22 protein-coding genes and 1 tRNA gene are annotated in these 23,830 nt (G+C 63.3%); 17 read left to right on the top strand and 6 right to left on the bottom strand.

All coding sequences use genetic code 11. The annotated features are described in order from the left end of the window. Positions 1-63: 63 nt before the first annotated feature. Positions 64-522 (top strand): TIGR00725 family protein, encoded by a 459-nt coding sequence (locus tag ACMGFL_RS02695; protein ID WP_436933995.1) that lies wholly within the window; start codon positions 64-66, stop codon positions 520-522. 27 nt (positions 523-549) lie between these two features. On the opposite strand, the gene ACMGFL_RS02700 is transcribed toward ACMGFL_RS02695, so the two are convergent. Beyond that, the gene (locus tag ACMGFL_RS02700; protein WP_436933996.1) at positions 550-2,067 is read right to left on the bottom strand and encodes a glutamate-cysteine ligase family protein; all 1,518 of its coding nucleotides are present in this window, start codon (positions 2,065-2,067) and stop codon (positions 550-552) included. A 115-nt stretch (positions 2,068-2,182) separates the two neighbouring features. On the opposite strand from ACMGFL_RS02700, the gene ACMGFL_RS02705 reads away from it, so the two are divergent. Together ACMGFL_RS02705 and ACMGFL_RS02710 are read left to right on the top strand one after the other, a co-directional pair. Then, positions 2,183-2,950 carry a class I SAM-dependent methyltransferase gene (locus tag ACMGFL_RS02705; RefSeq protein WP_436933997.1) on the top strand — a complete coding sequence of 256 codons (768 nt, stop codon included), beginning with the start codon at positions 2,183-2,185 and terminating at the stop codon, positions 2,948-2,950. A gap of 342 nt (positions 2,951-3,292) precedes the next feature. Beyond that, a complete protein-coding gene (locus tag ACMGFL_RS02710) occupies positions 3,293-4,129 on the top strand; it encodes a hypothetical protein (RefSeq protein ID WP_436933998.1) in 837 nt (278 codons plus the stop codon). A 20-nt stretch (positions 4,130-4,149) separates the two neighbouring features. Here the strand turns inward: ACMGFL_RS02710 and ACMGFL_RS02715 are convergent, their stop codons facing one another. After that, entirely contained in the window at positions 4,150-4,518 is a 369-nt protein-coding gene (locus ACMGFL_RS02715) for a universal stress protein (RefSeq protein ID WP_436933999.1), read from the bottom strand. Between the two features lie 83 nt (positions 4,519-4,601). On the opposite strand from ACMGFL_RS02715, the gene ACMGFL_RS02720 reads away from it, so the two are divergent. Next, positions 4,602-5,018, top strand: coding sequence for a GIY-YIG nuclease family protein (locus tag ACMGFL_RS02720; protein ID WP_436934000.1), 417 nt, complete (start codon positions 4,602-4,604; stop codon positions 5,016-5,018). A gap of 60 nt (positions 5,019-5,078) precedes the next feature. Continuing rightward, positions 5,079-6,956 (top strand): S9 family peptidase, encoded by a 1,878-nt coding sequence (locus tag ACMGFL_RS02725; RefSeq protein ID WP_436934001.1) that lies wholly within the window; start codon positions 5,079-5,081, stop codon positions 6,954-6,956. Positions 6,957-7,041: 85 nt separating this feature from the next. Here the strand turns inward: ACMGFL_RS02725 and ACMGFL_RS02730 are convergent, their stop codons facing one another. After that, entirely contained in the window at positions 7,042-7,395 is a 354-nt protein-coding gene (locus ACMGFL_RS02730; RefSeq protein ID WP_436934002.1) for a winged helix-turn-helix transcriptional regulator, read from the bottom strand. A 286-nt stretch (positions 7,396-7,681) separates the two neighbouring features. Here ACMGFL_RS02730 and ACMGFL_RS02735 point away from each other — a divergent pair, with 286 nt between their 5' ends. The 10 genes from ACMGFL_RS02735 to leuS all read left to right on the top strand — a co-directional run bounded on the left by ACMGFL_RS02735 (position 7,682) and on the right by leuS (position 18,986). Beyond that, positions 7,682-8,101, top strand: coding sequence for a DoxX family protein (locus ACMGFL_RS02735; RefSeq protein ID WP_436934003.1), 420 nt, complete (start codon positions 7,682-7,684; stop codon positions 8,099-8,101). A gap of 4 nt (positions 8,102-8,105) precedes the next feature. Then, the gene (locus tag ACMGFL_RS02740; RefSeq protein ID WP_436934004.1) at positions 8,106-8,978 is read left to right on the top strand and encodes a DsbA family oxidoreductase; all 873 of its coding nucleotides are present in this window, start codon (positions 8,106-8,108) and stop codon (positions 8,976-8,978) included. Between the two features lie 26 nt (positions 8,979-9,004). Continuing rightward, positions 9,005-9,385: a Rid family detoxifying hydrolase gene (locus ACMGFL_RS02745; protein WP_436934005.1), complete on the top strand. Its 381-nt coding sequence runs from the start codon at positions 9,005-9,007 to the stop codon at positions 9,383-9,385. A 5-nt stretch (positions 9,386-9,390) separates the two neighbouring features. Continuing rightward, the gene (locus ACMGFL_RS02750) at positions 9,391-9,630 is read left to right on the top strand and encodes a DUF7981 family protein (RefSeq protein ID WP_436934006.1); all 240 of its coding nucleotides are present in this window, start codon (positions 9,391-9,393) and stop codon (positions 9,628-9,630) included. A gap of 28 nt (positions 9,631-9,658) precedes the next feature. Beyond that, a tRNA-Ser gene (locus ACMGFL_RS02755) sits at positions 9,659-9,739 on the top strand. 216 nt (positions 9,740-9,955) lie between these two features. After that, on the top strand, positions 9,956-11,962 hold the full coding sequence (locus tag ACMGFL_RS02760) for an SLC13 family permease (RefSeq protein WP_436934007.1): 2,007 nt from the start codon (positions 9,956-9,958) through the stop codon (positions 11,960-11,962). 568 nt (positions 11,963-12,530) lie between these two features. Then, positions 12,531-13,424 carry a GAF domain-containing protein gene (locus ACMGFL_RS02765; protein ID WP_436934008.1) on the top strand — a complete coding sequence of 298 codons (894 nt, stop codon included), beginning with the start codon at positions 12,531-12,533 and terminating at the stop codon, positions 13,422-13,424. Next, positions 13,421-14,071, top strand: a complete 651-nt coding sequence (locus ACMGFL_RS02770; RefSeq protein WP_436934009.1) for a DUF7504 family protein — start codon at positions 13,421-13,423, stop codon at positions 14,069-14,071. Before ACMGFL_RS02765 ends, ACMGFL_RS02770 begins: the two co-directional genes overlap by 4 nt. A 274-nt stretch (positions 14,072-14,345) precedes the next feature. Next, a complete protein-coding gene (gene thsB, locus ACMGFL_RS02775; RefSeq protein ID WP_436934010.1) occupies positions 14,346-16,016 on the top strand; it encodes a thermosome subunit beta in 1,671 nt (556 codons plus the stop codon). A 96-nt stretch (positions 16,017-16,112) separates the two neighbouring features. Then, positions 16,113-18,986 carry a leucine--tRNA ligase gene (gene leuS / locus ACMGFL_RS02780; RefSeq protein ID WP_436934011.1) on the top strand — a complete coding sequence of 958 codons (2,874 nt, stop codon included), beginning with the start codon at positions 16,113-16,115 and terminating at the stop codon, positions 18,984-18,986. A 10-nt stretch (positions 18,987-18,996) separates the two neighbouring features. Here leuS and ACMGFL_RS02785 read toward each other — a convergent pair whose 3' ends face one another. Together ACMGFL_RS02785 and ACMGFL_RS02790 are read right to left on the bottom strand one after the other, a co-directional pair. Further along, complete coding sequence (locus tag ACMGFL_RS02785) at positions 18,997-19,521, bottom strand: SprT-like domain-containing protein (protein WP_436934012.1); 525 nt, start codon at positions 19,519-19,521, stop codon at positions 18,997-18,999. An 84-nt stretch (positions 19,522-19,605) separates the two neighbouring features. After that, a complete protein-coding gene (locus tag ACMGFL_RS02790) occupies positions 19,606-20,592 on the bottom strand; it encodes an ornithine cyclodeaminase family protein (protein ID WP_436934013.1) in 987 nt (328 codons plus the stop codon). A 223-nt stretch (positions 20,593-20,815) separates the two neighbouring features. Between ACMGFL_RS02790 and hisI the strand changes: the two genes are divergently transcribed. Beyond that, entirely contained in the window at positions 20,816-21,193 is a 378-nt protein-coding gene (gene hisI / locus ACMGFL_RS02795) for a phosphoribosyl-AMP cyclohydrolase (RefSeq protein WP_436934014.1), read from the top strand. Between the two features lie 41 nt (positions 21,194-21,234). Continuing rightward, positions 21,235-22,365, top strand: coding sequence for a DUF7118 family protein (locus tag ACMGFL_RS02800; protein WP_436934015.1), 1,131 nt, complete (start codon positions 21,235-21,237; stop codon positions 22,363-22,365). 27 nt (positions 22,366-22,392) lie between these two features. Here the strand turns inward: ACMGFL_RS02800 and glmM are convergent, their stop codons facing one another. Next, positions 22,393-23,745: a phosphoglucosamine mutase gene (gene glmM, locus ACMGFL_RS02805; protein WP_436934016.1), complete on the bottom strand. Its 1,353-nt coding sequence runs from the start codon at positions 23,743-23,745 to the stop codon at positions 22,393-22,395. Between the last annotated feature and the right edge of the window lie 85 nt (positions 23,746-23,830).

The following is a 23,830-nucleotide window of genomic DNA, read 5'->3' on the forward strand; positions in this document are numbered from 1 at the left end:
GGTCCCGCGTCGACTGGTGCTTTTCGCGAAACGTTCAGGTGAGACCTCCCCGTCCGTTCAGTCATGCGTGTCAGCGTTATCGGCGGGTCGAGCGTGACCGACGAGGAGTACGAGACGGCCCACGAACTCGGCAGAGTGCTCGGCAAGCGCGGCCACGAGGTAGTCTGTGGCGGCCGCACGGGCGTCATGGAGGCCGTCTGCCGCGGTGCGACCGAACGCGGCAGTCACACCATCGGGATTCTCCCCGGCAGCAACCGCGCGCAGGCAAACGAGTACGTCGAGACGGCTATCGCCACTGGGATGGGCAACGCCCGGAACGCGCTGGTCGCGCTCAACGGCGACGCCGCCATCGCCGTCGACGGCGGCAGTGGCACCCTCTCTGAGATCGGACTCGCACTCGATTACGACCGTCCAGTCGCCGGTCTCGATACGCACCGCATTCCCGGCCTCTCCGGTATCGAGCACGTCGAGACGCCAGCCGAGGCCGTCGAGCACGTCGAGAGCGAAGTGATCGACCGCTGAGTACGCTTACAGTCTGCGGTACAGAAATCACAGCCAATCGGCAAACGTCCCCTCGATGAGCGTGTCGGTTTGTCGGTCGATGTACTCCGACTGCATCCCCCAGATGGCCTCGGCCAGGGGCACGCCGTCGTCGACGCGTTCTCGGACGTGTTCGTGCTTCCAGCGTGCTGGCGTTATCTGTCGTTCCAGGCGCTCCCGGAGTGGCTGGAGATACTCGCGCGCGTTCGATTCGGTGAACCCGTGCAGTTCGAGTCCGTCCCGTGCGAACTCGAAACACTCCTCGCAGGCGATATCCATGCTGTTTGTCTCCGTTCCGTCTTCCCGTATCCACTCGATGTCCGCTTGTAGTCCGTCCTGCGCGGCTCGATAGAAGTTCTCCTTTGCCGTGTCCCACGCGAGTTCCCTGACTGGGTGTTCGCGCCGCCAGAGGCTCTCCATGAGTCCGGCGAACATCGCCTCGAAGGCGATACAGTCTCTGATGGTGGGCTGGGCCGGAAGCGTCCGGAACTCGATGCGAGCGTTCGCGGCAGAGCGCGACGGGGCCTCGAACACCGGCCGAACCCACCGCCAGTAACTGCCGTGTTTGTGTCGGAAGTGCCGAAACGAGTCGTCGAACCGATCCGCCGGGGTGACGTCCCGCGGAATGATGCAGGTGTCGTTCGCGATATCGTCGATAGCGTCCTCGACTGTCTCGAAGTCCGGCGGGAAACACACCTTCGGCGGTTCGGGGTGGTCCGCTGGCGGGTTCAGCACCGACTCGAACACCTGTATCCGGTGTTCCATGTACGCGTCGGCGACGATCTCCTCGTCGGGGTCGTCGTCGTAGAGGTCCGGCGGGAAAAACGGGGAGTTCACCCCGAGCGCGAGCAGTGGGGCGGCGATGCGCAGCGCGTATTCGAAGTACTCCGGGAGGTCAGGCGCGTGCGGCACCTGATAGTGGGGCTGAATGGAGGTGATCAGGCTCTCGGGCATCACCGTCTGTGTCGAAAACGAGACGTGCGGGGAGTCGAGGACACACCGGGCGGGGTAGTCGCTGTTCGCCATCGCGTGATACCGGGCGCTGTCGCTCATGTTCGCCGCGAGACGGATCCCGTCCTGTTCGACGCTGTCACCGAGATACGCCGATGCGGTTTCGCCGGTCGGGGGCACCGTCCACATCCCGTCTGAGACCAGCCGAATGTTTTCAGTCGCGGTCTTCTCCTGTGCCGGTGCGAGATGCGCCTGTACCCCCCTCTTCTGTGCGTCGAGTCCGTACGTCGTCAGCGGTTGCGGGGTCGTGTGCATCTCCGCGTTGTGCAAGCCGAGTTCCTTCTCGAAGCCGATCAGACCGAGCAGTTGTCGGGGCATCCGACAGAGGGCGTCCGTCCGGTCGTCGACGGCGTACAGTTCGAGTTCGAGTCCGACCAGTGCCTGTGAGTTGTCGAAGGTTCCGTCGCGAACGGCCGATTTCAGCTCGTCGGCTTCCGCCTGAACGTCCGCTCGAAAGTCGTCCCGGCTGACGTCGCCCAGTGCCTCAATAGCCTCGACGAGTTCCGTGACCGACATATCCCCATTCCGACGGCCAGCGGTTTCAAACCCGCGTTTGTCTCACCGACAAGGCTAGCAGACGGTCCACAACTGATCTGCACTATTATGTTCGTCCGGACTCCATCTGGAAGCGATGACCAACCCGACACTCGACCCGTCCGAGCGAACGATCAGGGAGTGGTGGGAACACTGGTCTGAGACGTTTCAGGACGAGTACGCAGAGGCAGAGCAGGAGGTTGCGGTCGCGTTCGGTCCCGGTGTCCCGGCGGGTGAGGATCTCGGATTGCTCGGTGACGTCGAAGGACTGCGCGTGATCGAACTTGGCTGTGGCGGTGCGCAGTTTGGCCTCGCGCTCGCGAAACGCGGTGCTTCGGTGACTGGGGTGGACATTTCACCGACCCAACTCGAACACGCTAGGGAACTTGCGGCCGAACACAACGAGACGATCGAACTCGTCGAGAGCACCGTTACGGAGATGCCGACCATCCCGGATTCTTCGTTCGATCTGGCAGTGTCCGCGTTCGCGTTCCAGTGGGTTGAGGACCTGCAGGCCTGCTTCGACGAAGCCCATCGCGCTCTCGAAGCGGGCGGGCGGTTCGTGTTCAGCGTCGACCACCCGTTATACAGGCGACTTGACCCCGAGACCGGCGAACTGTCGGTCAGCTACTTCGATGACTCGCCGCGCCGAACGTACAGCGAGCAGTTCGACGCGGAGATGGTCATCCAGCGTCGGACGGTTGCTGACATCGTGAACACGCTTTGTCGTGCGGGATTCACCATCGAGGAACTGTACGAACCGGGCTACGAAGACGCGGATAAGTACGAGTCCACGTTCGGGAGCTTCGAGCCGGAACACATGGCGATGATTCCACCAACGCTCGTCATCGCGGCCAGTGCGTGATCGATGGCTCAAGACTGATGGGTGCAAAAAGAGGCTGGCACGGCCCGGGGATGCCAGGACGTGTCCACCAGCGACCCGACTGGGGTGGTTCAACGGAACGGAGTGGAGGTCTGGTTACATATCGCTCCAGCGTACTGTACGGTTGTCCATGACGGTACAGATGTGGATGCTATCAGGGGCTGGTGTACACGACAGATACAGCTCCGGCGACCACCATCATAAGCGATGCTAGTTGGTCGATACAGGGCTATATAGCCGTCTGATCGGGTCTATACCGGGTAGCCGTTTCCGAACGAGAAACGCGTCGGTGACACCTAAACGCAATCGGGCAAACCGATCGGTATGGTCGAACCGGTCGCACTCGGCTTCGGTGTCGTCGTCGCCGCGATCTGTCTGTGGTTTGGCTATCGGGTGCTGACCGCAGCGACGCTGTACCGGGCGCTGTCAGCGACCGACTCGTACAGCGCGACAGGGATAGTCGACGGCGAAACGGCGGCAATCGAGGGGAACGTCGTCGTCGAGGAACCCGCAGCGCGAAGCGAGCGCGCAGTTCCCGACACGACCAACCCAATCGGCGCGTTCGTCTGGCGGATACAGCGTCCGAAGCGCGGTAACGAATACGAGATCGATTTCGAGAGTCGCACCCTCGAACAGAAAACACAGACGGTCGAGGACGGCATCGAGTGGGGGACGTTCGCAGTCGACGACGGACACGAGTCGATCAGCGTCGACCTGTCGTGGCTCGCGGAGACCCACGACAGCACGAAGCTGTCCGAGGTGTCACTTTCGAGCCTTCACTCCAGCAGCACCATCTCGAACCGGACGTGGGCCTCGCCGTACATCTTCCTGAACGACTGTGCGACCGAGACCACACTCGACGAGATGGGGGGCATCGTCGACGAGGACGAGACCGACGCGAACCTGCGCCGACAGCACTTCGAGTCGAAGGCGATTCCCGAGGGACAGAGCCTCGCAGTTCGCGGGGAAGTGACCGTCGAGCAGGGCGAACCCGTAATCCGGGGAACCGAGGAGACGCCGCTTGCCATCTCGGACCGGGGATTTGACGGTCTCGGGAGCAATCTCAAAACACAGATCGCCAAATACGGCCTCATGTCGCTCGTCTTGCTTCCGGTCGCTGTCCTCCTTCTGCTTCGCGGGGCCGGGGTACCGATCGCCTGAACGGGACAGCGAGACGCCGTTTAGGGGAGCACGACGACCGGCCGGGACGCGCTCGAAAGCAGCGTTCGCACGGTCGAACCCGGTGGCGAGCCAGCACGCTCCGGGTCACCCTGCTGTGCTCCGACGAGGATCTGCGCTACCTCGTACTCGTCGGCCACAGCCTCGATTGTCGCGGCCGGATCGCCCTCCCGAACGAGCGCGTCGACGGTCGGAACCGGCAGCCGCGTTCGGGCGACGTTGGCCGCGTCACCGGCGTCCCGCCCAGCGACACCCGGTTCCTCAACGGTGAGGACGAGGACGGTGTCGTCCGCGCTGAGCCGACCCGCGAGATAGTCACAGGCCGCCGCAGTCGTGTGAACGGACGCCGTCGCGACGAGTACCGTTGCCATTAGCTGATCGATGGACGTCGACTCGAATATATCGACCGGATCTGTGAACGGTTTTGTACGGCGAGTCCGATCCACCGACTACCGTGCAATCCCACGACGGCGGGACCTACACGCTGTTGATCCACCTTGCCGAGAGCGACGTGGTCGAGGTCGGCGCACTCGGCACGTGCTCGCTCGGTGCTGGCTGGTACGCCTACACCGGGAGCGCGCTGGGAAGCGGTGGATTCAGCCGGATCGACCGACACGCCGAACTGGCTCGCGGTGAGCGCGAGGTGCGACACTGGCACGTCGACTATCTGCTCTGTCACCCCGCGAGCCGTCTCGATACCGTCCGCAAAACAACCGGTCTCGACGCGGAGTGTGCAATCGCGACGGCCATCGACGGCGAGGCAGTCCCCGACTTTGGCTGTTCCGACTGTGACTGTTGCTCCCATCTCGTCTACGCACCTGACCGGGACTCGTTGCTCAGGTCGGTCGAGCGGGCACACCGGAACGCGTGACGGAGCTCTCGCGTGCCGGGACAGCTAGCTTTCAAGAGCGTCCCGGTTCACACGGGAGGTATGGACGACACTGAAGCGGTCCTCGAAGAGCTTGCCCGCCTCCCGACGCTCGCCCATCCGACGGCCTCCCCCGATGGGGACGAAGTCGCGCTGTACTACGACATCTCCGGACGCAACGAGGCACACGTCGTCGACGTGGACATCGGCGACAGCGAGCAGTGGTCGGCGGGCGAGGTGCCGAGAAACGCCCGCTGGCCGATCGAGTGGAGCGCCGACGGCGACGGTATCTACTTCCACCTCGACGAGGGCGGAAACGAACAGAACGACATCCACCTGCTCGAACGTGACGGCGCGACTGAACCCGTCGTCGAGATGGACGGACAGGTGGTTCTCGCGGATGTCGGCTCAGACGGCGAGACGCTGCTCGTGGGTGGCAGCCGCGACGGCCAGATGAACCTCTATCGCCACGACCGCTCGACCGGCGAGACGACGAAGCTGACCGAGTACGAGCGGGCAGTCCACGGCGGGGAGCTTTCCCCCGACTGTGACCGGATCGCCTACACGACAAACGAGACGGACGACTTCGACAATCTCGACGTCTACGTCGCAGACGCCGACGGGTCGAACGCCCGGAACCTCGATATCGGTGCGGTTGGTGCTGAAGCGACTGCCGTCGACTGGGACAGCACCGGAACTCGGCTACTCGTCAGCGACAACACCAACGACACCGGGCGCGCTGGCGTCTACGACCTTGAGGCCGACGAGATCACCTGGTACGCCGAGACCGAGTACGACGAGAGTCCCGCGTTTTTCACCCCCGACGGCGAGCGACTCCTGACGACTCGGAGCCGGGACGCGATGACGGTTCCCGTCGTCTACGACCTAGACACCGGCGAGGGACGCGAACTCGACCTGCCCGACGGCGTCGCGAGCTTCGGAATGGCCGGGGAGTCAGTCCTCGACGACGACCGACTCCTCTTGACTCACACCACGCCAACCCGCCGGACGGAACTGCTCACCTACGACCTGTCGACCGACGAGACGAGCGTGCTGGTCGAGGCCGACCACGGCCGCTTCGAATCTTCGGATTTCGCCGACGCGACCTACTTCACCGTCGAGTCAGATGGGGTACCTGAGACGCAGGCCGAAGCCGTCGACCACGACCCAGCCGAGACATTCGACATCGGTGCCCTGCTGTATGATTCCGGGGAACGCCCCTCCCCGCTCGTGGTCAACCCCCACGGCGGCCCCCGTGGCCGGGATACGCTCTCCTTCGACCTCTACACGCAGGTGCTCGCCGCGCAGGGCTTCTCGGTGCTCAAGGTGAACTACCGCGGGTCGACCGGGCGCGGGCGGGAGTTCATCGAAGCCCTCATCGACGACTGGGGCGGGGCCGAGCAGGGCGACGTGGTCGTCGCTGCCGAGCACGTTCTCGACGAACACGACTGGCTGGACGAGGATCGCGTGGTCGTGTTCGGCGGCTCCTACGGCGGGTACTCGGCGTACTGGCAACTCGTCCAGTATCCGGACCTGTACGACGCCGGGGTCGCCTGGATCGGACTCACAGATCTAGAAGACCAGTACGAGAACACCATGCCCCACTACCGTACCGAACTGATGGAGAAGTACCTCGGCACGCCCGAAGAGAACCCGGACCTCTATCGCGAGCGCTCGCCGGTCACCTACGTCGAGAACAACGACGCCCCGCTGCTTTTGGTACACGGGGTCAACGACCGCCGTGTCCCCGTCTCACAGGCTCGTCTCTATCGCGAGGCGCTGTTGGACGCGGGCTACGAGGAGGGTGAAGACGGCGACTTCGAGTACGCGGAACTCGGCGAGGAGGGCCACGCTTCGACGGATCAGGAACAGAAACTCCGGATGTTCGAGTTGCTCGCGGACTTTCTCGACCGGCGGGTGGCTGATTCCGAACCGAACTGAACCGCGGATATCACCACCTGCATCTGGCGGTCACGCCCCGAGTTCTGTATCCGAACCCGGGGTTCCGAACGGTTCTGTAATGTCCTCACGTCTCTGGTTCTGTCACGTCCAGATGTGTGCGCGCCCACGCGTCGAGTTCGGCAAAGACTGACTCGAGCGCTTCGCCTTCTTCGGTGAGGCTGTAGTAGACGGCAATCGGCGATGCGCGCTCCGAGCGCTCCGTGACAAGTCCGTACTCCTGTAAGGTGTCAAGCGTCTGTGAGAGGGTGCGTGAACTCGCTCCGGTCGACTCCTTGAGTTCGTTGAATCGCTTTTCACCCTCCTGAAGGTCGTACAGGACGTTCAGCCGCCACTGTGTCCCGATGCGATCCAACGACTCCACCGTCGGGCACGCCTCCGGGTTCAGTTCGGCAAGCCTGTCAGTATTGCCGGACGTCATATGTCGTAGATCATTCCACCTGAACAAAAATATATGGCCTCCCCGTGAGCGCCGTTGGACGCCCGAGTGAACCCACAGCGAGGCGCTATTGGCACGACAACGAACGGAGACGGGTCCGGTATACCGCGGTACACCTGGTTGCTATTGGACTCCTCGGTGAAGTATAGTTAACTTGACATTTTATGTGGGTGGAAGCCGTTGCTTCACCTGTGATGTACGCACGGTACTCACGTCACGAGTTCAGTACAGCAGAACAACCGAGAGTCGCGTCGGAGGTGAGCGACTGATGGCCTTCGAGGCGACGGGGACTGCGGAAGCGTTGCTGGCCGGGCGGGTGTTGTTCGCTCTCGTCCTCGGCTATCTCGCGTTCGGCAATCTGCAGGACCTCTCGGGAACCATCGCGTACGCCGAGAGCAAGGGAGCGCCAGCACCGCGACTGATGGTGCCGGTGACGTCGCTGACGCTTCTCGCGGGCGGCGTTGCCATCCTCGTCGGCGCGTACCCTGCGCTGGGTGCGCTGGCCGTCGTGGGCTTTCTGATCGGTGTCACGCCGGTGATGCACGACTTCTGGAACGAGACGGGGATGGAACGCGAGAACCAGCAGTTCCACTTCCTGAAAAACGCCGGGCTCGCGGCGGGAGCAGTCGTCTTCCTGTCGCTTGCGAGCACGCCGTGGCCGTACGCGCTCGGAGTCGGTCTCTGGTGATCACATGCAGGTGACCCTCACCGAGTTCACGGATCCGTTCTGCACGTGGTGCTGGGGCGTCGAACCCGTCCTCCGGCGCATCGAAGAGACGTACGGTGACCAGGTCGCCGTCGAGTTCGTCATGGGCGGCCTCGTCGCGGATTTCGAGTCGTTTCGCGACCCAGCGAACGACGTCACCGAACCCGCAGACGTCGCCCCACACTGGGAGGAGGCCTCGCGTCGCCACGGGATGCCGGTCGATTCAGCGGTCTGGACGACCGACCCGCCCCGCTCGTCGTATCCGGCGTGTATCGCCTACGAGGCCGCTGAGTTTCAGGGCCGCGACGTTGCCCATCGCTATCTTCGCCGTCTTCGCGAGGCGTTTGCGACCGAACGACGGAACATCGGCAAGCGGGAGGTACTCGTCAGCCTCGCCGACGAGGTCGGACTCGATACCGAGCGGTTCCGCGCGGCGCTCCACGGCGACAGGGCCCGCGCCGCCTTCGAGGAGGACCGGACCTACACCCGCGAGCAGGGAGTCACGACGTTTCCGACGTTTCGAGTCGAGGCAGATGACCAGCACCGACAGGTCGCCGGCTCGCAGTCGTTCGCTCGCCTTGCTGACGCGCTGGAGACGGTCGCTCCCGAGTTGACGCGCCAGTCGCCACGGCCGCTCCCGGAGTTCGTCGGGACCTACGGTCCGGTCGCCACTCGGGAGGTTGCAGAAGTGTACGACCTCGACGATGACGACGCGAGACAGCGGCTCCGCTCACTCGCCGACAGCGGCGCCGTTCGCGAGTCCGAACGCGGCACTGGCTCGCTGTGGCTAGCCCAGACGGAGAGCGGAGACCTGTCGAATATCGACCCCGAAATTACTGACAGAGACCCCGAAGGATAATAGTGGCGGCGCTCGCGCACACGTGCATGGACAAACGAATCATCAGCACGGACGCGGCCCCGACCGCTGTCGGCGCGTACAGTCAGGCGACGGCGAACGACGACCTGGTGTTTACCGCTGGACAGATCCCGCTGACGCCGGACGGCGACCTACTCGATGGCGCTGACATCGACGTCCAGACCGAGCAGGCCCTGGAGAACGTCGAGGCGGTACTCGCGGAGGCGGGCGCAGCGATGAGCGACGTCCTGAAGGTGACCGTCTACATGGACGACATCGGCCAGTTCGACGAGATGAACACCACCTACGAGCAGTTCTTCGACGACGAACCGCCAGCCAGAAGCGCTGTCGGCGTAGACGAACTCCCGAAGGATGTTGGGGTCGAAATTGAAGCGATTGCGATGGTCTGATCGCCGTGACCGACGAGACCCGTCTGCGCGTTCCTGCGCGTGCGAAGGCAAGCCTGCTGTGGGGGCTGGTTGGCAGTCTTTCCTTTCTCGTGCTCGTGCAGGCGTATCATCTGACCGCGGGGTCGTTTCTCGGCATCTGGGTGATGCTCGGTGTCGCCGCCTCGGTCGGTGTTCTCACTGCTGGGCTGACGTATCTCGTCCGCTCGCGACTCGCGGGGAACCGCAGTCGAAACGAAACCTCTTAACACGACGCCTGTTGATTTACGGATGCGAGCCAGGATGGCCGAACGGTAAGGCGCACGCCTGGAAAGCGTGTTCCCTCTGGGATTCTGGGTTCAAATCCCAGTCCTGGCGTTTTTGCAGCGAACGACTGGGCGAGCACCTCGTGTGCTCGCCGCTCTGTGAGCGACGATGTGTCCCTGTTTCATGGACTGACACGGACAGTACGTTCCAACGCACCTCCGCTGACATGCCGCCGGTTTCTCCGCAATTTGGCTCGGAGCGAGCGTCGCAACGGGGAACCAAAATGCTATGTGGACAGTCGAGCAACTCTCTGGGAGGGACGAACAGATGGGTACTCTCTTCTGTCTCCTCTCGAGGAACATCGGTCGTCCCCTCCAGCAACTCCCCGTTCAGCTTCCGGTCTCGTTCGACGTGGTCGTTGTACTGGTCATCATCGCAGCTGTCTTCGTTCTCTTTGTCACCCAGCCAGTACCGATCGACGCTACCGCGGTCGGCCTCATGGTCACACTTATTCTCCTTGGCGAGTGGACCGGCGTGTCGCCGGAGCAGGGCGTCTCTGGCTTCTCGAACCCCGCGACGCTCACCGTACTGGCGATGTTCGTCCTGAGCGAAGGCGTCCGACGGACCGGCGTCATCCAGATACTCACGCGGAAACTGATCGCGTTCGCCGGGGACAACGAGTTCCGGCAGTTGCTCGCCACGGTCACGCTCTCCGGTCCGCCGGGCGGAGTCGTCAGTAACGTCTCGGTTGTCGCAGTGCTTATCCCCGCCGTGACAAACCTCGCACGGAAGACCGGCACCTCGCCATCGAAGCTCCTGATACCGCTGTCGTTCGCCTCGATGCTCGGCGGCATGCTCACCGTCGTCGGAACGATAACGAACCTCCTGGCGAGCGAGGTGTGGGTCCAGGTGGGCGGGTCCGACGCACAGCCGTTCGCACTGCTCGAGTTCACGCAGCTGGGCGCCATCGTCTTGCTCGTGGGGATCGTCTATCTGCTCACTGTCGGGCGATACCTCACTCCGGCACGGATCGAGCCGTCGGAATCGCCCAGCGATGCGTTCGGCATGACCGACTATCTCACCGATGTCGTCGTCATGGAGGACTCGCCGCTCGTTGGTTCCCGAGTCGGGGAACTGAGCGAGCGCGACCTCGATCTCGACGTGTTCCAGATCGTCCGTGGCAACCGGACGCTCACTCGCGGTCTCAGATCGGAACGGATCCAGGCTGGCGACGTGCTCTCCGTAAGGGCCGATCAGGACACCCTCCAGGAGGTGATCGAACACGACGATCTGCAGCTGTTACCGGAGGTTATGGAGGCGGCAGCGGACGACGATGAGCCTCTCCCACCCGCCTTCTCGCCGCGGCGTCACGGCTGGGAGTCGCTCGATACGGAGGACAGCGGCTCTCTCGCCGAGGACGAGACGCAAAGCGAAGACGCGGAGGAGGACAGCGGCGAGACGATCGAGGAGACCCCAGACGAGGAAATCGAACTCACCGAAGTCGTGCTACTGCCCGGGCCGTGGTCGAGTCGGCGCAGCGGCGTCGCGGACTTCGAGCGCGACTACGACGTCACCGTTCTGGCGATCAGACGCGGCGACGAGGTGATCCGCCAGCGCCTCCGAGAGGTGCGATTACAGGCGGGCGACGTCATCCTCGTTCAGGCCCAGGACGAGGTACTCGACCGAATTGCGACGGACACGAACGTCGTCATTTCCAGCGACGAACGGTGGGAGGAGTTCGACCGGTCGAAGATCCCGATCGCACTGGGGATCCTCGCCGGTGTCCTCGGACTCGCAGCGCTGGAGATCCTCGGGCTCATGACGAGCGCACTGACGGGCGTCGCGGCGATGTTCTTCACCGGTATCCTCACGCCCGAGGAGGCGTACGAGGCCGTCGATTGGGACGTGATCTTCATGGTTGCGGGCGTCATTCCGCTCGGTATCGCGGTCGAGGCCTCGGGCACGGCGGACGTCATCGCTGACCTCGTCGTTTCCGTCAGCGTGCTCCTTCCCGTAACCGTGGTCCTCGGGCTGTTCTATCTGGGGACCGCGGTTATTACGGAGATGGTCAGCAATTCCGCCAGCGTCGTGTTGATGCTGCCGATCGGGGTCGAGGTCGCAAGTCAACTCGACGCCAATGCCTTCGCGTTTGTCATGGCCGTGACCTTCGCTGCCAGTACACCGCTTTTGACCCCCGTTGGCTACCAGACGAACCTGATGGTCTACGGACCAGGCGGCTACAAGTTCACCGACTTCGCCCGTGTCGGTGCACCGTTACAGTTGATTCTGACGGTTGTCACGACGGCTGGCATCGTCTTTTTCTGGGGGATCTGACCGAATCAGAGGCGAATGATTCATGATAATTCCCCGATTCCACAGTTGTAAGGACACGTTGGTACTATGCATCTACGGACAGTCTTCTACAAACATCCCTATGCGACGATGGTTACAGCTGTGTTCCTCTACTCCCTCTTGATGACAGCAGCATATCTTCTCGGCTTGATTCCTGGCGAACCGAGAAACCAGCCGATACGCACCTATCTGCTCGTTGTTACAGGAACGCTCTTGATCGCCACGATCGCGAGCTGGGTCGCAGTGATCGTTCTAGCAGATCTTTGAGTTCTGGTTGTCGTATCGACCCAACACGACGAACGCTCCTGACGGTATCGGGAACCCGCGTCGCTAGTGCTGACCGTCTCGGGCATATAGTGACGACGAGGCAGGATAGCGAACGGTACAGCGCACGCCTTGAAACCGTGTTTCCTTTCGGTATTCTGAGGTTTGAATAGACGAGTTGCACTAATTGAGGGTATCCGGTACTGTCGCGAGAACGACACAATTCTATCAGCGTTGATAATCGCTCACGAAGTGTTTACATGCTCTACTCGATCCATCGGATACGATGTCTCGCACAGTGTTATGTGTTGATACAGAGGACCGAATCGGGACCGTCAGTTCAGCGGTCGAAGCTGAAGACGATTTGACAGCGGTGGAAGCGACTACCGTGGACGGGGCGGTCGACTCACTCGAAACCGAGCAGGTCGTCTGCGTCGTGACGGCCTACGACCTCCCCGACGGGACGGGGATGGATCTCGTCGAAGCGGTCAGGGACACGGCACCCCAGACGCCCGTTGTACTCTTCACAGCGGTCTCACCGGCCGAGATCGATACTGCCTCCGCGGAGGAGTTGCTCGTCGAGTATCTCAACCGCGACCTGCCCGACGCGACGGACCGACTCGGGTTCATCGTCAACGACGTGATCGACCACAGCGTGCAGGTGGGCTTTCTCGCGCCAGACGACGAGGATGAACGACTCGACGCGCTCGACGCCTACGACGTCGAGGAACTCCCGATCGACGAGAGCTTCGACCGACTCACGGACCTCATCGCCGCGCACTTCGACGTCGCGGTGTCCTTTATCGGACTCATCGAAGAGGATGAAGAGAACTTTCTGGCGTGTACTGGTGCCGACTGGGACTCGCTCACCAGAGAGGACACGATGTGCACCCACAGCATGCTCCAGGAGGACGTGATGGTCGTCGAGGACATCGCCCACGACAAGCGGTTCAACAAGAACGAACAACTGGAGAATCTCGGAATCGTCTCCTACGCCGGGGCGAACATGACCACCCCGGACGGGCACGTCATCGGACAGGTCTGTGTGCTCGACCACGAACCGCGAAGCTACTCGCAGGCAGAGCAAGACAGACTCGAACAGTTCGCTAACACAGCCATGGAGATTCTCCAGCTCAGACAAACCGTCCGTGAGGCCCGCGCCCCGGAGGTGGGCCGATGAGCGCCACGACGGGCGCGTTCGCCGTCGCGGATCTCCCGCTCGACGAGATACCGAACGGCACCTCGGTACTGCTGACGGGTGACGACACAGAAGCGCTGAAGACGGTGTTTGCCCGCCTCGTGGCCGCCCCCGAGGACGAGCGCAGTATCGTCCTCGCGACGAACGCTGGCGGCCGGGCGATCCAGCGCACACTCGATGGGGAACTCGGCGGTGCGGGGTCACGCGCGTCGATTCTGACCGCTGAAGGCACCGACCGCAGCGAGGATGTCACGACGATAGACGACATCGGGGACCTGACCCAGCTCGGCATGCAGTTCTCGACACTCGTGGCGAACTCCCAGCAGTCGACGGCCCGGTTTCGCTCCGGCATCTTCGTCTGCTCGACGATCGCACGCGAAGTCGAAGACACCCGGTCGCTCTACCGGTTTCTCAACTCGAACTTCCTGACGGAACTGCGCCGCGGCGACGGGATCGGCGTCTGTGCTATCGACAGAAGCGCAGACCTCGGCACGGATGTCGACAGCATGATCGCTGGCATGGAACGGTCGTTCAACGCCCGGCTTGACATCGAGAAGACGGGGCCGAGGTCTGCGACGATTGAAGCGACTGGACTCGGCACTACGGAGTCGTTCGACGTGTCGCTATGAGCCTGCGCTGAGGTTGTCTCTCCGTTTTCTCGCGTGCGAAACGTCGTCCGAAATATTGACTAAGCGTTCGAGGATTCGTCGTTCGACACCCGCCAGAGCGGTATTTAAAGCCAGTAGCCGCTAAAACCGCCGGTCACGTGAACTAGTGACACGAATCGCTTGCCGACTGGTGAAAATAGCGAATTTTCGGCCGGAAGCTGTCAGGGGAGAACAGCGCTGATCGAACCCAAAACACCTACTTTTATATAGAACCACATACAAACTATCGATTGATATGAGTCAGCAGATGCAGGGCCAGCCCATGATCATTCTGGGCGAGGACGCACAGCGAATGAAGGACAAGAGCGCCCAGGAACACAACATCTCGGCCGCCCGCGCGGTCGCAGAGTCGGTACAGTCGACACTCGGGCCGAAGGGGATGGACAAGATGCTCGTCACGTCGATGGGTGGCGTGACCATCACGAACGACGGCGTGACCATCCTCGACGAGATGGACATCGACAACCCGACCGCAGAGATGATCGTCGACGTCGCCCAGACACAGGAAAACGAGGCGGGCGACGGCACGACGACTGCGGTCGCGATCACCGGCGAGTTGCTCAAAAACGCTGAGGACCTGCTCGACCAGGACATCCACCCGACGGCCATCATTCGCGGGTACAACATGGCCGCGGAGAAGGCGAGCGAGGAAATCGAGGACTTCGCCATCGACATCGACGCCGACGACGAGGAGACGCTCCGGCAGGTCGCAGAGACCTCGATGACCGGCAAGGGCGCAGAGCAACACAAGGACACCCTCGCACAGCTTATCGTCGACGCCGCCCAGTCGGTCACGGTCCACACCGATAGCGGCGACACGATCGTCGATCTGGCCTTCGTGAAAGTCGAGACCCAGACCGGCAAGTCGGCTGGCGACTCCGAACTGCTCGAAGGGGCCGTCCTCGACAAGGATCCGCTTCACGAGGACATGCCGACGAATCTGGACGATGCGAGCGTCCTGCTCGTCGACACCCCGCTCGAACTCGACGAGACCGAGGCCGACTCGCAGGTCAGCGTCACCGACCCCGACCAGCTCCAGAGCTTCATCGAGCAGGAGGAAAAACAGCTCAAAGAGATGGTCGACAAGATCGCCGACGCCGGTGCCGACGTCGTGCTGTGTCAGAAAGGCGTCGACGACATGGTCCAGCACTACCTCGCCAAGGAAGGCATTCTCGGCGTCCAGCGCGTCAAAAGCTCGGACATGGAGTTCCTTCGCGAAGTCCTCGACGCCGATGTCGTCTCCGATCTCGACACGGCTGGTGACGCACAGCTCGGCCAGGCCAACATCACCCGAGACGAGGACGAGGAGCTGTTCTACATCGAAGGCGCTGGCGACGTGAGTCACGGCGTCACGCTGCTCATCCGCGGCTCGACCGACCACGTGGTCGACGAACTCGAACGCGGCGTCGGTGACGCACTCGACGTTGTCAGCAGCGCGATCAGCTCCGGACAGGTGCTGCCCGGCGGCGGCGCACCCGAGGTCGAGGTCGCACGCCGACTCCGCCAGTACGCCGACGGCGTCAGCGGTCGCGAACAGCTCGCAATCGAGTCCTTCGCCGACTCGCTCGAAGTCGTCCCGCGCGTGCTCGCAGCAAACGCCGGACTCGACAGCATCGACACGCTCGTCGACCTGCGTGCTGCTCACAGCGAGGGACAGTCGCGTGCAGGTCTGAACGTCTTCACCGGCGACGTCGAGGACACCTTCCAGGCGGGTGTCGTCGAGACAGCAGGTGCAAAAGACCAGGCCATCTCCTCGGCGAGCGAGGCGGCGAACCTCGTGCTCAAGATCGACGACATCATCTCCGCTGGCGACCTCTCGACGGAAGGCGACGGCGAAGAAGGCGGTCCCGGCGGCGCGCCCGGCGGCATGGGCGGTATGGGCGGCGGCATGGGCGGCATGATGTGAAGTCGGCGTAAGGAACCTCTTTTCACCGTATTCGACGCTGTTTGGGCTCGACGTAATGTGACAGGTATTTTGGTGTCGGAACGCGGAGCCAGTGGTATGGATTACGAGCCCAACGACGTGGAACAGCGCTGGCGTGACCGCTGGGCCGAGTCGGGCCGCTACGAGGCCGACCCCGCCGACGAAGATGCGACCTTCATCACCGTCCCGTATCCCTACCCCAGCGGCGGGATGCACGTCGGTCACGCTCGGACCTACACGATCCCTGACGTGTACGCCCGGTATCGACGGCTGCAGGGTGACAACGTCCTCTTTCCGATCGGCTGGCACGTCACCGGCACGCCGATCATCGGTGCGGTCGAGCGCCTCAAGAAGGGGGAGGAGGCCCAACTGAGCACGCTCAAGGAGAGCTTCAACGTCCCCGAATCGGATCTCCAGTCACTGGAGACGCCGATGGGCTACGCTCGCTATTTCATCGAGGAGGGAGAAGCCAGCTACAAGACGGGGATGCGCGGGCTCGGACTCTCTATCGACTGGCGACGCGAATTCACCACCAACGACGACCGCTACTCGAAGTTCATCACCTGGCAGTACGAGTCACTGCGGGACCGGGGCCTGCTCGAAAAGGGCCTGCACCCAGTGAAGTACTGCACCGAGCAGGAAAACCCCGTGACGACGCACGACCTGCTCGAAGGCGAGGACGTGGACTATCAGGAGTACACCCTGATCAAGTTTTACACCGACGACACGGTGTATCCGATGGCGACGCTCCGCCCGGAGACAGTTCGCGGCGTGACGAACGCCTACGTCGACCCCGAGGCGACCTACGTCGAGGCGACTGTCGACGGCGAGCGGTGGGTCACGAGTGAGGAGGCAATCGAGAAACTCGACTTACAGGACCACGAGGTCACCGTCGAACGGGAGTTTTCGGGCGAACAGCTCGTCGGAACGAGTGTCACCAACCCAGTCACCGACGAGGAAATCCTGATCCTGCCTGCCGACTTCGTGAACCCGGACAGCGCGACTGGCGTCGTCATGTCCGTCCCGGCACACTCGCCGGACGACTACGTCGCCCTGCAGGAACTGAAAGCACGCGCCGACGACCTGAAACCCCACGGCATCGACCCCGAGACAGTCCGGAACATCGAGCCGGTCCCGATACTCGACATCGAGGGCTATGGAGAGATTCCGGCGAAAGACGCCGCAGAGAGCGCCGGAATCGAGTCGAGCGATGACCCCGAACTCGAGGAGGTCACCGCCGACCTCTATCAGGACGAGTTCCACAAGGGGCGACTCCACGAGGTCTACGGCGAGTTCGCTGGCGAACTCATCGTCGACGTGCGCGAGCGCCTTCGCGAGCACTACCAGAACCAGGGCGCGTTCGCGACGATGTACGACTTTCCCGAACCCGTCATCTCCCGGGCCGGTGGCAAGGTCGTCGTCGCGAAACAGGAGACGTGGTTTCTACGCTACGGCGACGAGGACTGGAAAGCGAAGGCCCGCCGCGCCGTCGACAATCTGACCTGCATCCCCGAGAACACCGTCGAGCAGTACGAACACACCATCGACTGGCTCGAAGCATGGCCCTGCATCCGCAACTACGGGCTGGGCACTCGACTCCCGTGGGACGACGACTTCGTCATCGAACCGCTCAGCGACTCGACCATCTACATGTCCTACTACACCATCGCCCACCGGATCCAGGACGTGCCCGTCGAGGACCTGGACCGGACCTTCTTCGATACGCTCTTTTACGGAGCTGACGCGGTCGAGAACGGCGAAGTGACGGGGGTCGACGAGGGGCGCGAACCGAGCGAGCGGGCGCTCGACCTGCGCGAGGAGTGGGAGTACTGGTATCCCGTCGACGTGCGCTGTTCGGCAAACGACCTCATCCAGAACCACCTCACCTTCTTCCTGTATCACCACGCCGAACTGTTCGACGAGGACAACTGGCCCGAGGGGATCACCGTCATGGGGATGGGCCTGCTCGAAGGCGAGAAGATGTCCTCCTCGAAGGGTCACGTCGTCCTGCCCGGCGAGGCAATCGAGCGTTACGGCGCGGACACCGTCCGATTCTTCCTGCTCAACTCCGCGGAACCCTGGCAGGACAACGACTGGCGGGGCGAACTCGTCGGCAACACCCGCGACCAACTCGAACGCTTCTGGAACCGCGCACAGGAGATAATCGAGTCTGACGTGCCCGAGGATCCGGATCTCGAACACATCGACCGGTGGCTACTCTCGAAGCTACAGACCACGATCCGCGAGACGACCGACTCGTTAGAGCAGTTCGAGACCCGGAGCGCCAGTCAGACTGCCTTCTACCAGTTCGAGGAACACCTCAAGTGGTATCGCCGCCGAGCGGACACGCAACGGCCGGGCGCGCAGTGGACGCTTCAGGAAGTGCTCCGGACGCGCCTGCGACTGCTCGCGCCGTTCGTTCCGTTCATGACGAACGAACTCCACGAGCAACTCACCGGCGAACCCGCGGAGGACGCCCCGTGGCCCGAACCCGACCCCGAACGTGAAGCCGAGGCCGTCGAACGGCGGGAGGAACTGGTCGCTGACCTGACCGAGGACATCCACGACATCGTCGACGTGACCGGCACCGACCCCGAGACGGTCCGGGTGTTCGTCGCGCCCGCGTGGAAGCGAGACGTCTTCGAGACGGTTCGCGACGTCGGCACCGACGTCGGGGCCGTGATGGGCGAGGTGATGCAGGACGAACACCTCCGGGAGAAAGGCGACGCGGTCAACGACCTCGTGCAGGACCTGGTGAGTTTCGTGCGCGAACGCGAGGCGGAAGACCTGGACGCGCTCGCCGAACTCGACGAGCAGAGCGTCTACGCCGACGCGACCGACTTCCTCGAACGTGAGTTCGATGCGACCGTCGAGGTACTCCCTGCGGAAGACGCTGATTCCGAGAAAGCCGACGGTGCGATTCCGTTCCGTCCTGCGGTGCTGCTTGAGTAGTTGCCTCGTTTTACGTCTCGTCTGCTCGCTCGACCCGAAACTGACCCCCGCAGTCCCCGCATCGGTACTCGTCGGGGTCGGTGACCAGTTTCGACTCCCGGTAGCGGGCCAGTTGCGCCCCGCAGTCGACACACACGACCCACCACTCCGGGTCGGTGAATCGCTCGCAGTGGACGTGTGTGTCCAGTCGGCCGGCCAACTCCCGGAATCGGTCGCCGTGGCTTGGATCGTTTGTCTCCTCGATCAAGTGGACGTGGATCAGTTCGTGGCGGATGGTCGCCGCCATCGCCGCCCACCCCGCTCGCTCGAAATAGCCCCACGTCAACACGACTGTCTGCGGGCGGTCGTCCCTGTATCTGACCGCGCCCGCGCGCCGTTTCGCTCGCGTGCTCACTTCCCAGTCCAGCCGGTTCACCGGAACCGACAGGTCGTGTTCGTCAGCGACTGCCCGTGCGTACACTCGCGCGACGGCGAGAAACTCCTCGTGAGAGCACTCCGGAGACACGCGATACCGCTCGGGTGAAACGGTCGCCACGGCGGGAGTCTCGACCCCGGCGAATATCAACAGTTCGGAACGGGCAAGCGACCGCCACAGCGCAGTGGAGACAACGTAATCCGCTCAGCGTTCACTTCCCACGAAGGAAAACGGCGTCCCGATGTCGGTTTCTGCGGCATATTCGTAGACGACGTGTGCGGCAGCAACGTCCTGGATCGCGAGCCCCGTGGAGTCGAACACGGTAATCTCGTCGGGATCAGTCCGCCCAACAGTCTCACCGACGACGATGTCACCGAGCTCGGCGTGGATGTCCTCGTCGGTCAGGAGCCCCTCGCTCCAGGGGACGTTGATCTCCCCAGAGTGGGTGCACTGCTCGTAGTCGTCGATGACGAGCGTGGCGTCTCGAAGAATCTCGTCTGCGAGTTCCTGCTTGCCAGCCGCGTCGGCCCCGATGGCGTTGACGTGGGTTCCGTCCGCGACCGCGTGAACGATTGGTTCGGTGACAGGCGTTATCGTCGAGAGAATGTCGCACTCGGCGGCCTCCTCGATGGTCCCTTCGCGCACGTCGTAGCTGTCGCCGTAGCGGTCGATAAAGGCCGCGACGGCCGCCTCGTCGACGTCGCTGACGACCACCTTTTCGATGTCGCGGACGGCGGCGATGGCGTCGAGTTGTGTGTACGACTGGACGCCAGCCCCGACGAGACCGAGCGAGGTGGCGTCCTCGCGGGCGAGATGGCGCGTCGCGACTGCTGCGGCCGCGCCAGTTCGCAGTCGCGTCAGAGAGGTTCCGTCCATGAGCGCGAGCGGGAACGCCGTCTCGGGGTCCGAGTAGATCATCGTGCCCATGACTGTCGGCAGGTCGTGTTTCGTGGGATTGTCCGGGTGGACGTTGACCCACTTGACGCCCGCCGCTTCCCAGTCCTCGGTCCGGAGATAGGCGGGCATCGACCGGAAGTCGCCGTTGTGCTGTGGGAGTTCGATGTAGGATTTGGGGGGCATCTGCACGTCGCCGCGTGCGTACGCCGCGAAGGCGCGTTCGACCGCGTCGATCACGTCAGTCGTCTGTGCGCCCGCTTCGACGGCGTCTTGATCGAGCAGCAGGGTCTCCATGGATCCTGCTACACCACGGGACTTCTTATACTGCTGGCTGTTCGTTCGGAAACATATTCGGAACTCGGGGTCCGAATTCGTTTCGAGATGGGACAGCCAGCAGTATTACTGTTTGTGCGTGTTTCGCGCAGATGACACTCGATTGGGTGGCGACTGACACTGCTCCACGGGACCGACAGCGCGAGGACAAGACCTATAGAAGCGACAGCGCTACCGGACACACATGACCGAAGACGCGCCGGATCTCGCCTTCGACGAATCGGACCTGTTGCCCGTCGTCGCGCAGGACGCCGACTCCGACGAGGTCGTGATGCTCGCGTACGCGAATGAGGAAGCGCTTGCGCGAACGCGCGAGACCGGACTCGCACACTACTTCTCACGGAGTAGCGAGTCGCTCTGGCAGAAAGGCGAGACGAGCGGTCACGTCCAGCACGTCGAGGAGATCCGCGTCGACTGTGACGGCGATGCGCTCCTGTATCGCGTCGAGCAGGAGGGCGGGGCCTGCCACACCGGGTTCGAGTCGTGTTTCTACCGGACCATCGACGGTGCGGTCGTCGGTGACCGCGTGTTCGACCCCGACGACGTCTACGACGAGGACTGAATCGACTACCACACGAAGCAACTACCCACGATATTCAAAGGATGTCTTCAACGACCACAGCCCCAGAGACCGCCGAATCCGAACTCGAAACGCTCGAAACCCGTCTCGACGGGGCCACCGAACGCGTCGAGGAGTTCGGCCGGGAGGACCTCGAACGACTGGCCGACATCTACGAATCGTTCGTCGAACTGCTCGACCGCTACGAGGAGGACGTCGTCGGCGACGGGGAGTTCGAGACGTTCATCGAGTTTCAGGGCGAAATTGCGGCGGTCGTCGAGGAGATGTCCGAGGATCTACTGCTGTACGAGACCTTCGAGGAGTGTGACGACCGCCTCCAGCAGCGCCGTCTCCACGAGTCCGACTTCGAGTACGTCTACGAGCAACTCGAACCGATCGCCGACCTGGTTGCCCGACTCGACGAACACGAGCAGGCGCTTGCGGCCTACAGAGAGCGCCGTCGGGAACTCCAGCGTGAGATCCGCGAACTCGACGAACAGATCGACCATCTCGAACGACTCTCCCGACTCGGTGAGGCAGACATCGACGCCCCGACGGAGCGGCTTCGAGAGCCGATCGAGACCTACAATAACGCCGTCACCGAGGCCTTCGAGTCGTTCAAGCGCGACCGACCGGCGCGGGAGGTACTCGCCTTCCTCGACCGGATGGAGCAGTACCCGCTGGTGGAGTTCGAGTCGCCGCCGACGGAACTGCACGAGTATCTCTCGACCAGCGACCCCGGGACGGAGCCGATTCCGACGCTGCTCGAATACGCCGACTACTCCCGCTCGAAGCTCGACCACTACGTCGACGACTCCGACGCGTTCAAACACGTCCTCGGCGGCAAACAGACCTACTTCCAGCGACTCGACGCCGAACCGCTCCGGGTCGACTGGCCGCCGCCATCGGCGGAGCACCTGCGCTGGCGCTGTCAGGAACTGACAGCGGCGGTCAACCGGTTCGCGCCGGACGTGGTCGAACACCTCCGGGCTGTCGAGCGACTGCCACAGGAGACCGAGTACGAACGCCTCCAGGAGAGCGCCCTCGCCCGTGCGGAGTTGAGCGATGACGAGCGCGAGCGCCTCGCCTCGGGGTCTGTCGAGTCAGAACTGGAGACGGCGCGCACGGAGCGCGAACAGTTGCAGGAACTGCTGGAGCAGTACCCCGAGCGGTGAGCGGATACGAGTGCCTGAACAGGTCGGTCAGCGAGCACCTTCGATGACCGACACCAGCCGTTCGGCGAACTGTTCGGCCCGGTCTCGGCTGGACGCTTCGGCGTAGACGCGGATCACGGGTTCCGTCCCGCTCGGGCGGGCGAGCACCCACGCGTCCCCGTAGTCGAGACGGTAGCCGTCGGTGGTGTCGAGGTCGGCGTCGGCCTCCCAGGCAGCCGTCTCGATGGCTTCGAGCATCGCCGCTCGCTCGTCGCTGTTCTCGTGATGGATGTCGTACCGGACGTTGTGATAGCTGTCGTAGGGGGCCACGAGTTCGCTCACCGTGGCGTCGGTCAGGAGTTCACAGAACCGCGCAGCGGTGTAGGCCCCGTCGCGAGCGATCCGGTAGTCGGGGAAGATGATCCCGCCGTTGCCCTCGCCTGCGACCGGAACTGACGCCCCGCTGTCGTTCAGTTCGCGGATCGTGGTGATGATGTAGGTGCTGCCGATCCGGGTGAGCTCGAGGGTCGCGTCGGCCCGCTCACAGACGTCGACCAGCCGCTGTGAGGCGTTGGCCGCCGAGACGACCGTATCGCCGCGCTGGAGCGACGACTCGGCGAGCGCGGCGAGCACCGCCGATCCGTTGACGAAGGAGCCAGTTTCGTCGAAGAAGATCGCCCGGTCTCCGTCTCCGTCGTGGGCAATTCCGACATCAGCGTCGGCCGCCCGGACGAGTTCGCCCAGATCCCCGAGATTTTCCTTGATCGGCTCTGGGTCACGACCCGGAAAATGGCCGTCGGGCTGCGCGTTCACTGTCCTGACAGAACAGCCGAGTTCGCGAAACAGGTCCGGACTGGTGAGCGCCCCCGCACCGTGGCCGGGGTCGAGCGCAATCGTCAGGTCGCTGTCCGCGATTGCCTCGCGGTCGACGGCCGAACGTACCTCCTCGCGGTAGGCCCGATTCGCGCCATCGACCGACCGGACCTCGCCAACCTCGTCCCAGCGAGCGAGTGCCGGATCGTCGTCGAGTCGCTGCTCGATGGCCACGAGGCGGTCGCTGGTCAACTCGACGCCGTCGGGGCCACAGAGTTTGATCCCGTTGAACTCCGCCGGGTTGTGCGAGGCGGTGACCATCACGCCCGGGACGCCCTCGCGCTCGCAGTACGCCTGCAGCGCCGGCGTCGGAACGACCCCGACGCGGTCGACGTCACAGCCGACACTCGCCAGCCCGCTCGTGACTGCATCGGTCAGCAGGCGGCCGGTCGTTCGGGTGTCCCGCCCGACCGCGATTCGGTCGGCGGCGAGGACGCTCCCTGCCGTTCCCGCGACCGTGAGCGCGTACGACGGACTCAACTCTGTGGGTGCGATCCCCCGAACACCACTCGATCCGAAGACCTCCATGTGCCTGCGAGTCGGTCCGGCCCGACCATAGTGGTTGCGCTGTCCGAAACTGGTGTCTAATGAGTACGAACTGCTGACATGGGAT

The sequence above is a fragment of the Halovenus marina genome, assembly GCF_051414115.1.
GTDB classification, from domain to species: Archaea; Halobacteriota; Halobacteria; order Halobacteriales; family Haloarculaceae; genus Halovenus; species Halovenus marina.

Bases quoted from the DNA above. Each gene is read 5' to 3' on its own strand.
- ACMGFL_RS02800 (WP_436934015.1), top strand. From the start codon at position 21,235: ATGTCTTCAACGACCACAGCCCCAGAGACCGCCGAATCCGAACTCGAA.
- thsB (WP_436934010.1), top strand. From the start codon at position 14,346: ATGAGTCAGCAGATGCAGGGCCAGCCCATGATCATTCTGGGCGAGGAC.
- glmM (WP_436934016.1), bottom strand. From the start codon at position 23,745: ATGGAGGTCTTCGGATCGAGTGGTGTTCGGGGGATCGCACCCACAGAG.
- ACMGFL_RS02700 (WP_436933996.1), bottom strand. From the start codon at position 2,067: ATGTCGGTCACGGAACTCGTCGAGGCTATTGAGGCACTGGGCGACGTC.
- ACMGFL_RS02760 (WP_436934007.1), top strand. From the start codon at position 9,956: ATGGGTACTCTCTTCTGTCTCCTCTCGAGGAACATCGGTCGTCCCCTC.
- ACMGFL_RS02765 (WP_436934008.1), top strand. From the start codon at position 12,531: ATGTCTCGCACAGTGTTATGTGTTGATACAGAGGACCGAATCGGGACC.
- ACMGFL_RS02730 (WP_436934002.1), bottom strand. From the start codon at position 7,395: ATGACGTCCGGCAATACTGACAGGCTTGCCGAACTGAACCCGGAGGCG.
- ACMGFL_RS02710 (WP_436933998.1), top strand. From the start codon at position 3,293: ATGGTCGAACCGGTCGCACTCGGCTTCGGTGTCGTCGTCGCCGCGATC.
- ACMGFL_RS02745 (WP_436934005.1), top strand. From the start codon at position 9,005: ATGGACAAACGAATCATCAGCACGGACGCGGCCCCGACCGCTGTCGGC.
- ACMGFL_RS02735 (WP_436934003.1), top strand. From the start codon at position 7,682: ATGGCCTTCGAGGCGACGGGGACTGCGGAAGCGTTGCTGGCCGGGCGG.
- ACMGFL_RS02695 (WP_436933995.1), top strand. From the start codon at position 64: ATGCGTGTCAGCGTTATCGGCGGGTCGAGCGTGACCGACGAGGAGTAC.
- ACMGFL_RS02715 (WP_436933999.1), bottom strand. From the start codon at position 4,518: ATGGCAACGGTACTCGTCGCGACGGCGTCCGTTCACACGACTGCGGCG.
- hisI (WP_436934014.1), top strand. From the start codon at position 20,816: ATGACCGAAGACGCGCCGGATCTCGCCTTCGACGAATCGGACCTGTTG.
- ACMGFL_RS02740 (WP_436934004.1), top strand. From the start codon at position 8,106: ATGCAGGTGACCCTCACCGAGTTCACGGATCCGTTCTGCACGTGGTGC.
- leuS (WP_436934011.1), top strand. From the start codon at position 16,113: ATGGATTACGAGCCCAACGACGTGGAACAGCGCTGGCGTGACCGCTGG.
- ACMGFL_RS02790 (WP_436934013.1), bottom strand. From the start codon at position 20,592: ATGGAGACCCTGCTGCTCGATCAAGACGCCGTCGAAGCGGGCGCACAG.
- ACMGFL_RS02770 (WP_436934009.1), top strand. From the start codon at position 13,421: ATGAGCGCCACGACGGGCGCGTTCGCCGTCGCGGATCTCCCGCTCGAC.
- ACMGFL_RS02725 (WP_436934001.1), top strand. From the start codon at position 5,079: ATGGACGACACTGAAGCGGTCCTCGAAGAGCTTGCCCGCCTCCCGACG.
- ACMGFL_RS02705 (WP_436933997.1), top strand. From the start codon at position 2,183: ATGACCAACCCGACACTCGACCCGTCCGAGCGAACGATCAGGGAGTGG.